The sequence below is a fragment of the Streptomyces bohaiensis genome (assembly GCF_012033785.1).
Classification (GTDB): Bacteria; Actinomycetota; Actinomycetes; order Streptomycetales; family Streptomycetaceae; genus Streptomyces; species Streptomyces bohaiensis.
In genome coordinates this window covers 1-7819 of sequence record NZ_JAAVJC010000220.1, presented here as the reverse complement: position 1 = coordinate 7819, position 7819 = coordinate 1, and the positions used below count along the sequence as shown (strand labels likewise).

Genomic DNA, 7819 nt, shown 5'->3' with positions numbered 1-7819 from the left:
GGGCCGTCGGACGTGCGCCGCCGGCCCCGCGTCACCACGTGACCCGGCGCGCCCCGCCAGCGCCTCAGCGCGTGTCCCGGACCCCGCGTCGGATCGGCTCGCGGCATCGGATGCGGTCAGCCGCAGGGCGGAGCGGCGCCCTCATACCGCGGGTTGTCCTCGGGCGTCTCCGACAACCCGGCGGCGGGGCCCCACGCACGCTCTCAGACCGAAGCGGCCGCCGCCCAGCGCCGGACGGTCTCCCGCTCCTCCACCGGCAGCGCGTCGCCCGCCGCGATCACCCGCGGGCGCAGCGCCGGCTCCAGCGTCAGCGCGCGGAAGTAGAAGCCGATCGTGACCTCGTGGTCGGGGCGGTGCTCCACCACGACCGGGTCGCCGGCGGCGATCGTGCCGGGGTGGACGACGCGGAAGTAGGCGCCGGGAGCGCCGTCCTGGGTGAAGCGCTTCACCCAGCCGCGCTCGCCGAGCCAGCCGGCGAAGGTGCGGCAGGGGATGCGGGGCCGGGTGGCCTCCAGCACCAGCTCGTCGCCGATCCGCCACCGCTCGCCGACCACCACCCCGGTCACGTCGATCCCGGCGGTGGTCAGGTTCTCCCCGAAGACCCCGGGGGTCAGGGGGCGGCCGAGCGCCGCCTCCCAGCGGTCCAGGTCCTCCCGAGCGAAGGCGTAGACCGCCTGGTCGAAGCCGCCGTGGTGACGCAGCTCGCTGATCTCGTCCCCGGCGACGCCGCTCCCGCCGACGCCCTTGGGGCCCTCCGGCGGCCGGACCTCGACCGGGCCCGCGACGGGACGCTTGTCGATCCCGGTCGTGCCGTCCGGGCAGCTGGTGTGGTCCGTCGGGCGCCGCCGGCCCGCGTTGACCGAGAGGATCCGGGGGGAGAGAGCCGAGGAGGAGTCCATGCGCCGAGCCTAGCCAGCGCGGCCCCCGTCGCGCCCGGCCTTTCCGTCGGTCGGACGGGGCGCCGTCGGTCGGACGCGGCACCGGCGTACGGACGCGGCACCGGCGTACGGACGCGGCACCGGCGTACGGACGCGGCGCGGGGTGTTTCCGGGCACGGCGACGGCCCGACGCGCTGAAAGCGTTCTTCACCGCTCTTCGCACGGGAGCGGTGGAGAACGGCCTCAGCGGCGCCGGGCCCGGCTCACGCACCCGCCGACTCTCCGGACGGCGTGGTGCGGTGGTGCTCAGCTCTCGGTCAGCAGCCCCCGACGCAGCCTGCTCAGCGTCCGGCCCAGCAGACGGGAGACGTGCATCTGGGAGATGCCCAGCTCCTCGCCGATCTCGCTCTGCGTCATGTTGCCCACGAAGCGCAGCGAGAGGATCTGGCGGTCACGGGGCGGCAGTTCGGCGATGAGCGGCTTCAGGGACTCGATGTACTCGATGCCCTCCAGGCCGTGGTCCTCGTAGCCGATGCGGTCCGCCAGGGCGCCCTCGCCCTCGTCCTCCTCCGGCTGCGCGTCCAGCGAGCTGGCCGTGTAGGCGTTGGAGGCCGCCATGCCCTCGATGATCTCCTCGTGGGAGAGCTGGAGGCGCTCGGCGAGCTCGGCGACGGTGGGCGCGCGGTCCAGCTTCTGCGCGAGCTCGTCGCCGGCCTTGGCGAGGTCCAGGCGCAGCTCCTGCAGACGGCGCGGGACCCGCACCGACCAGGAGGTGTCGCGGAAGAAGCGCTTGATCTCGCCCACGATGGTCGGCATGGCGAACGTGGGGAACTCCACGCCGCGGTCCGGGTCGAAGCGGTCGATCGCCTTGATCAGGCCGATGGTGCCGACCTGGACGATGTCCTCCATCGGCTCGCTGCGCGAGCGGAACCGGGAGGCGGCGAACTTCACCAGCGCGAGGTTCAGCTCGATGAGCGTGTTCCGCACGTAGGAGTACTCGGCGGTGCCCTCCTCCACCGAGCGCAGGCGCTCGAAGAGGTTCTTGGACAGCGCGCGCGCGTCCATGGGGGCGACCTTGTCGAAGGGGATGTCGGGGAGCTCGTCCACGAGCGCCGCGAGCGAGTCGCGCTCGTCGTCGAGGACGGCCGCGGTCTCGTCCACCTCGTCCGCGGGCGCGGTCAGGGTGTTCTCGGTCTGGGGGGCGGGTGACAGTGACATGGTCCAGTCCTCCGTGTGTAGTCCGGCGTTTCAGGCTGCCCAAGCCGCGATCCGAAGTGGGGTGCGGCGCCTCCGAAGCCGACTCGTAGCGATCATGTCTCGTATAGCCCTACCGGGCCAGTACCCAAACAGGCAAGTCCGATATGGGCGCAAGGTCACCAATGCCATGGTTGGCTGGGTGTCCTGGTGGGATTTCACCGGCTAATGTTCGAAGTTACCGAGTACCCGGTACCGACTGAAGGGGTGTGCATGGAGCGCGGCCTGCCCGACAGCGTGCAGCGGCGCAACGCCGCGGTGGAAGTGCGTCGTCCAGGGGCTGGACTCGTGGTCGCCGTCGAGGGCGAGCTCGACCACCATTCGGCCGATCTGCTGCGTGACGCACTCGACGCGTGTCTCGCCGAGGGCCGTTACCGAATCGTTGTCGACTGTTCGGCGCTGGAGTTCTGCGACTCGACCGGCCTGAACGTCCTGCTCGGCGCCCGCATGGCGGTCGAGGAGGCCGGCGGTGCCATCGCACTGGCCGGCATGCAGCCGGCGGTGGCGCGGGTCTTCGAGATCACCGGAGCAGAATCGGTCTTCCCCGTGCGCGACACCGTGGACGAGGCCCTGGCCCACCTCGCTGCGGAGTGAGCGGTTCCGCAGGTCCGGGGCGCACTGCGCGGGATTCACCTGATCCGGCACGTGTTCCTCCCGGACAACAGGGCAGGAGACCAGTCACACATCGGACGAGCCAGGAGGCAGCCCGGTCCGTTACGGGGGAACAGATCCCGGTGATCGGTGAGGTGAGGAGCACATGAGTGCGGCCCAGTCGGTTCCTTCAGGAGCCGGCCCAGAGTTCCCGGGGCATGTTGCCGAGGTCACCCAGCAGGTCCGGCGGCTGAAGCTGCTGGGCGTGAGCGGAACGGTCGCGCGTGCCCGCGGTTTCACCCGACAGGCACTGTGCGACTGGGGGTGGTTGCCCACCACCCATCCCGACCTGGAGGCGGCGGCGGACGACGTCCTGCTCGTCGTTTCCGAGCTCGTCACCAACGCGTGCCTGCACGCCGCGGGCCCGGACGAGCTCCGGGTCGGTCGGCGTCCCAAGCTGCTGCGACTGGAGGTCACCGACCCCGGTGACGGAACTCCGGTGCCCCGCGAAGGCCGTGCCCCGGGTCGCCCCGGCGGCCACGGCATCTTCATAGTCCAGCGCCTCAGCCTGGACTGGGGCGTGACCCGCAACCCCGACGGCCAGGGAAAGATCGTCTGGGCGGACATGGCCGCCCCCGGTCTGTAGCTTCCCGCCGCCGTCGCCCCGAGTGCCCCCGCCGTCGCCGCGGGGGCACTGCCATGCCCGGACCGAGGCGGTGACGGCGGCCTCGCGCCACACCCACGGCGGCGCCCCCCGACGTCCGCGCCGAGGTCTACCATCGGCCCATGACCCGCGTACTGCTCGCCGAGGACGACGCGTCCATCTCCGAACCGCTCGCCCGGGCGCTGCGACGGGAGGGCTACGAGGTGGTCGTCCGGGAGGACGGCCCCAGCGCCCTCCAGGCCGGGCTCCACGGCGACGTCGACCTGGTCGTGCTCGACCTCGGCCTGCCCGGCATGGACGGACTGGAGGTCTGCCGCCGGCTGCGGGCGGACGGGCTGACCCTCCCGGTGCTGGTGCTCACCGCACGGGCCGACGAGGTCGACACCGTCGTCGGACTCGACGCGGGCGCGGACGACTACGTCACCAAGCCGTTCCGGCTGGCCGAGCTGCTGGCCCGGGTCCGCGCCCTGCTGCGCCGCGGCACCGCGGAGTCGGCGCCCGTCCCCGTGGTGCACGGGGTGCGCATCGACACCGAGTCCCACCGCGCCTGGATGGGCGACGACGAACTCCATCTCACCGCCAAGGAGTTCGACCTGCTGCGCGTTCTGGTGCGCGACGCCGGGCGCGTGGTGACCCGCGAGCAGCTGATGCGGGAGGTCTGGGACATCACCTGGTGGTCCTCGACCAAGACGCTGGACATGCACATCTCCTGGCTGCGCAAGAAGCTCGGTGACGACGCGGCCAACCCGCGCTACATCGCCACCGTCCGCGGCGTCGGCTTCCGGTTCGAGAAGAAGTGAGCGGGGCCACCGCCCGATGCGACGTCGTCTGATCACCTCCACGCTCGCCGTGGTCCTGGTGGTCATCGCGGTCTTCGGCATCTCCCTCGGGATCGTCGAGACCCGCGCCATCGAGTCCGGGGCCCGCGACCGCCTCCAGTCGGAGGCCGCCCGGCTCGTGGCGGTCGTCGAGGGGCGGCTGGTCGCCGGCGAGACGGTCACCGAGCACACCATGCGGACCTCCGCACCCAGCGACCGGTACGTGCTGATCGAACTGGACGGCGCCGACATCATCACCATCGGCGAGGAGCCCGAGGGGCGTGTCGTCTCCGCCTCGGAGAAGGGCGCCCAGGGCGAGACCGTCACCGTCTCCCAGCCCCGCTCCGCCGTGGCCGGCGAGATCACCCGGACCGTCACGGTGATCGTCACCGTCTCGCTGCTGGCGGTGGCCGCGGCGCTGCTGCTCGCGGTCCGGCAGGCCCACCGGGTCGCCGCCCCGCTCACCGACCTCGCGGAGGCCGCCGAACGCCTCGGGTCGGGCGACCCCCGGCCCCGGCACCGCCGGTACGGGGTGGCGGAGCTCGACCGGGTTGCCGACGTCCTCGACGCCAGCGCGGAACGCATCGCCCGCATGATCACCGCCGAGCGGCGGCTCGCCGCCGACGCCTCGCACCAGCTGCGCACCCCGCTGACCGCCCTCTCGATGCGACTGGAGGAGATCATCGAGACGGAGGACCACGACACCGTGAAGGAGGAGGCGGCCATCGCCCTCGCCCAGGTGGAGCGGCTGACCGACGTGGTGCAGCGCCTCCTCACCAACTCACGGGACCCGCGGCTCGGCTCCGCCGTCAGCTTCGACCTGGACGGTGTCGTCCTCCAGCAGATCGAGGAGTGGCGGCCCGCCTACCGGGCGGCGGGCCGCGTCATCGTGCACTCGGGCAAGCCGGGACTGCGGGCGGTGGGCACCCCCGGCGCGGTGGCGCAGGTGCTCGCGACCCTGGTCGAGAACGCCCTCATGCACGGCGCCGGCACTGTGGCGCTGCGCACGCGGACCGCCGGCAACCAGGTCGTCGTCGAGGTCACCGACGCCGGGCGCGGCGTGCCGCACTCCCTCGGCAGCCGCGTCTTCGAACGCTCCGTCAGCGGCCAGAACTCCACCGGGCTCGGCCTGGCCGTCGCCCGTGACCTCGCCGAGGCCGACGGCGGGCGGCTGGAACTGCTGCAGCGGCAGCCCCCGGTCTTCGCGCTGTTCCTGCTGCGGGAGTCCGGCGGGGACCGGCCGGGCGGTCAGACGTCCACGCGGGCGGGCTCCCCGCCCACAGGGCCGGCCGACGACCGCGCGCCGCGGAACACCCAGGTCCGGTAGGACCAGAACCGGAACAGCGAGGCCAGCCCGAGCCCCACCACGTTCTTGGCGACGTTGTCCGCCAGCGCCGAGGTGAAGCCGAGGCCGTAGTGCGAGAGGGCCAGTACGCCGTTCTCGATCACCATCCCCACGCAGGAGAACAGCAGGAACAGCGAGGCCTCCCGGCGCCGCCGCGTCTTGTCCGCGTGCCGGTAGGTCCAGTAGCGGTTGCCCAGGTAGTTGGTGCAGATCGCCGCGGACGTCGCCAGGACACCGGACTGCAGCGGGCCCAGCCCCGCCGCCTGGGCGCAGAGGTTGAACACCACCACGTTCACCAGGAACCCGAAGGCGCCGACCGTGCCGAACCTGGCCGCCTCGCGGGCCAGCCGGCGCAGCCGGGGCGGCAGCGGGAGCCTGTCGGTCATGACCGCCATGCTAGGGCGGTGCGACCGTCGACGGCGGGTCATCCGCGCCCCCGGTGCGCCGCCGCGCCGCCGCGCCGCCCGGGGCCGGTCACGCTGCGGAGCGACCACCCGGCCGACCCGGGCCGCCCGACCGATATCCTGGTCAGGTGACATTTCCCGTAGTCGGCATGGTCGGCGGCGGCCAGCTCGCCCGCATGACCCACGAGGCAGGCATCCCCCTCGGCATCCGCTTCAGACTCCTCAGCGACACCCCGCAGGACTCGGCGGCGCAGGTCGTCCAGGACGTCCGTGTCGGTGACTACCGCGACCTGGCCACGCTGCGTGAGTTCGCGCGCGGCTGCGACGTGATCACCTTCGACCACGAGCACGTCCCCGTCGAGCATCTCCGGGCGCTGGAGGCGGACGGCATCCCCGTGCGCCCCGGCCCCGACGCGCTGGTGCACGCCCAGGACAAGGGCGTCATGCGCGCCCGGCTCACCGCGCTCGGCGTCCCGTGCCCGCGCCACCGCATCGTCTCCGACCCGGCCGACGTCCGGGCGTTCGCCGAGGACGAGGCCGGCGCCACCGGGTTCCCCGTGGTGCTGAAGACCGTCCGCGGCGGCTACGACGGCAAGGGCGTCTGGGTGGTGGGCTCCGAGGCGGAGGCCGCCGAGCCGTTCCGCGCCGGGGTGCCCGTCCTCGCGGAGGAGAAGGTGCCCTTCACCCGGGAGCTGGCCGCCAACGTGGTGCGCTCCCCGCACGGACAGGCCGTGGCCTACCCGGTGGTGGAGTCCGTGCAGGTCGGCGGGGTCTGCGACACCGTGATCGCCCCGGCGCCCGACCTGGACCCCGAGGCCGCCTCGCGCGCCCAGCACCTGGCGCTGACCGTCGCCCGCGAGCTGGACGTCGTGGGGCACCTCGCCGTCGAGCTGTTCGAGACCCCAGACGGCTCGGTGCTGGTCAACGAACTGGCGATGCGGCCGCACAACTCCGGGCACTGGACGCAGGACGGCGCCGTCACCTCCCAGTTCGCCAACCACCTGCGGGCCGTCCTGGACCTGCCCCTCGGCGACCCGCGGCCCCGCGCGCCCTGGACCGTCATGGCCAACGTGCTCGGCGGTGACTTCCCCGACATGTACCAGGGGTACCTGCACTGCCTGGCGCGCGACCCCGGGCTGCGCGTCCACATGTACGGCAAGGACGTGAAGCCCGGCCGCAAGGTCGGCCACGTCACCACCTACGGCACGGACCTGGCCCAGGTGCGCGAGCGCGCCCGGCACGCCGCCGACTACCTCAGAGGAACGATCACCGAGTGAGCACCGAGCACCGCCTGGACCCGATCGTCGGCATCGTCATGGGGTCCGACAGCGACTGGCCCGTGATGGAGGCGGCCGCCACCGCCCTCGACGAGTTCGAGATCCCCTACGAGGTGGACGTCGTCTCCGCGCACCGCATGCCGCGCGAGATGGTCGCCTACGGCGAGGAGGCCGCCGGCCGGGGGCTGCGGGCGATCATCGCCGGCGCGGGCGGCGCCGCCCACCTGCCCGGGATGCTGGCCTCGGTCACCCCGCTGCCGGTGATCGGCGTGCCGGTGCCGCTGAAGTACCTGGACGGCATGGACTCGCTGCTCTCCATCGTCCAGATGCCGGCCGGTGTCCCGGTCGCCACCGTCTCGGTCGGTGGCGCCCGCAACGCCGGACTGCTCGCCGCCCGCATCCTCGCCTCCCACGACCCGGTGCTGCGGGAGCGGATGAGCGACTTCCAGGAGCGGCTCAACGAGCAGGCGACCGAGAAGGGCCGGCGGCTGCGCGGCAAGGCCAACGGCGCGCAGCGCTTCGGCTTCGCCGGCGGGACCGCGGGCACGTCCACCGGTGGCGCCCGATGACCGGCGCCACCGGCGCTGT

Annotated in this window: 9 protein-coding genes; 6 read left to right on the top strand and 3 right to left on the bottom strand. The window is 73.1% G+C overall.

The genetic code is table 11. From position 1 onward, the window contains the following. Positions 1 to 203: 203 nt before the first annotated feature. On the bottom strand, positions 204 to 899 hold the full coding sequence (locus HCN52_RS19045; RefSeq protein ID WP_168089671.1) for an MOSC domain-containing protein: 696 nt from the start codon (positions 897 to 899) through the stop codon (positions 204 to 206). Positions 900 to 1184: 285 nt separating this feature from the next. Further along, positions 1185 to 2096: an RNA polymerase sigma factor SigF gene (locus HCN52_RS19040; RefSeq protein WP_167970178.1), complete on the bottom strand. Its 912-nt coding sequence runs from the start codon at positions 2094 to 2096 to the stop codon at positions 1185 to 1187. Positions 2097 to 2345: 249 nt separating this feature from the next. Here HCN52_RS19040 and HCN52_RS19035 point away from each other — a divergent pair, with 249 nt between their 5' ends. The 4 genes from HCN52_RS19035 to HCN52_RS19020 all read left to right on the top strand — a co-directional run bounded on the left by HCN52_RS19035 (position 2346) and on the right by HCN52_RS19020 (position 5532). Beyond that, the gene (locus HCN52_RS19035; protein ID WP_168089670.1) at positions 2346 to 2726 is read left to right on the top strand and encodes an STAS domain-containing protein; all 381 of its coding nucleotides are present in this window, start codon (positions 2346 to 2348) and stop codon (positions 2724 to 2726) included. A gap of 163 nt (positions 2727 to 2889) precedes the next feature. Further along, the gene (locus HCN52_RS19030) at positions 2890 to 3369 is read left to right on the top strand and encodes an ATP-binding protein (protein ID WP_168089669.1); all 480 of its coding nucleotides are present in this window, start codon (positions 2890 to 2892) and stop codon (positions 3367 to 3369) included. 140 nt (positions 3370 to 3509) lie between these two features. Beyond that, complete coding sequence (locus HCN52_RS19025) at positions 3510 to 4187, top strand: response regulator transcription factor (RefSeq protein WP_168089668.1); 678 nt, start codon at positions 3510 to 3512, stop codon at positions 4185 to 4187. Positions 4188 to 4203: 16 nt separating this feature from the next. Continuing rightward, on the top strand, positions 4204 to 5532 hold the full coding sequence (locus tag HCN52_RS19020) for a sensor histidine kinase (RefSeq protein ID WP_168089667.1): 1329 nt from the start codon (positions 4204 to 4206) through the stop codon (positions 5530 to 5532). Here the strand turns inward: HCN52_RS19020 and HCN52_RS19015 are convergent. After that, entirely contained in the window at positions 5454 to 5936 is a 483-nt protein-coding gene (locus HCN52_RS19015; protein WP_168089666.1) for a GtrA family protein, read from the bottom strand. The genes HCN52_RS19020 and HCN52_RS19015 overlap by 79 nt on opposite strands. A gap of 146 nt (positions 5937 to 6082) precedes the next feature. On the opposite strand from HCN52_RS19015, the gene HCN52_RS19010 reads away from it, so the two are divergent. Together HCN52_RS19010 and purE are read left to right on the top strand one after the other, a co-directional pair. Beyond that, the gene (locus tag HCN52_RS19010; protein WP_312876779.1) at positions 6083 to 7231 is read left to right on the top strand and encodes a 5-(carboxyamino)imidazole ribonucleotide synthase; all 1149 of its coding nucleotides are present in this window, start codon (positions 6083 to 6085) and stop codon (positions 7229 to 7231) included. Positions 7232 to 7269: 38 nt separating this feature from the next. After that, a complete protein-coding gene (gene purE / locus HCN52_RS19005) occupies positions 7270 to 7800 on the top strand; it encodes a 5-(carboxyamino)imidazole ribonucleotide mutase (RefSeq protein ID WP_168089673.1) in 531 nt (176 codons plus the stop codon). The last annotated feature ends 19 nt before the right edge of the window (positions 7801 to 7819 follow it).

Coding starts and splice junctions, on each gene's coding strand:
- HCN52_RS19045 (WP_168089671.1), bottom strand. CDS start 899: ATGGACTCCTCCTCGGCTCTCTCCCCCCGGATCCTCTCGGTCAACGCG.
- HCN52_RS19030 (WP_168089669.1), top strand. CDS start 2,890: ATGAGTGCGGCCCAGTCGGTTCCTTCAGGAGCCGGCCCAGAGTTCCCG.
- HCN52_RS19040 (WP_167970178.1), bottom strand. CDS start 2,096: ATGTCACTGTCACCCGCCCCCCAGACCGAGAACACCCTGACCGCGCCC.
- purE (WP_168089673.1), top strand. CDS start 7,270: ATGGGGTCCGACAGCGACTGGCCCGTGATGGAGGCGGCCGCCACCGCC.
- HCN52_RS19015 (WP_168089666.1), bottom strand. CDS start 5,936: ATGACCGACAGGCTCCCGCTGCCGCCCCGGCTGCGCCGGCTGGCCCGC.
- HCN52_RS19035 (WP_168089670.1), top strand. CDS start 2,346: ATGGAGCGCGGCCTGCCCGACAGCGTGCAGCGGCGCAACGCCGCGGTG.
- HCN52_RS19020 (WP_168089667.1), top strand. CDS start 4,204: ATGCGACGTCGTCTGATCACCTCCACGCTCGCCGTGGTCCTGGTGGTC.
- HCN52_RS19025 (WP_168089668.1), top strand. CDS start 3,510: ATGACCCGCGTACTGCTCGCCGAGGACGACGCGTCCATCTCCGAACCG.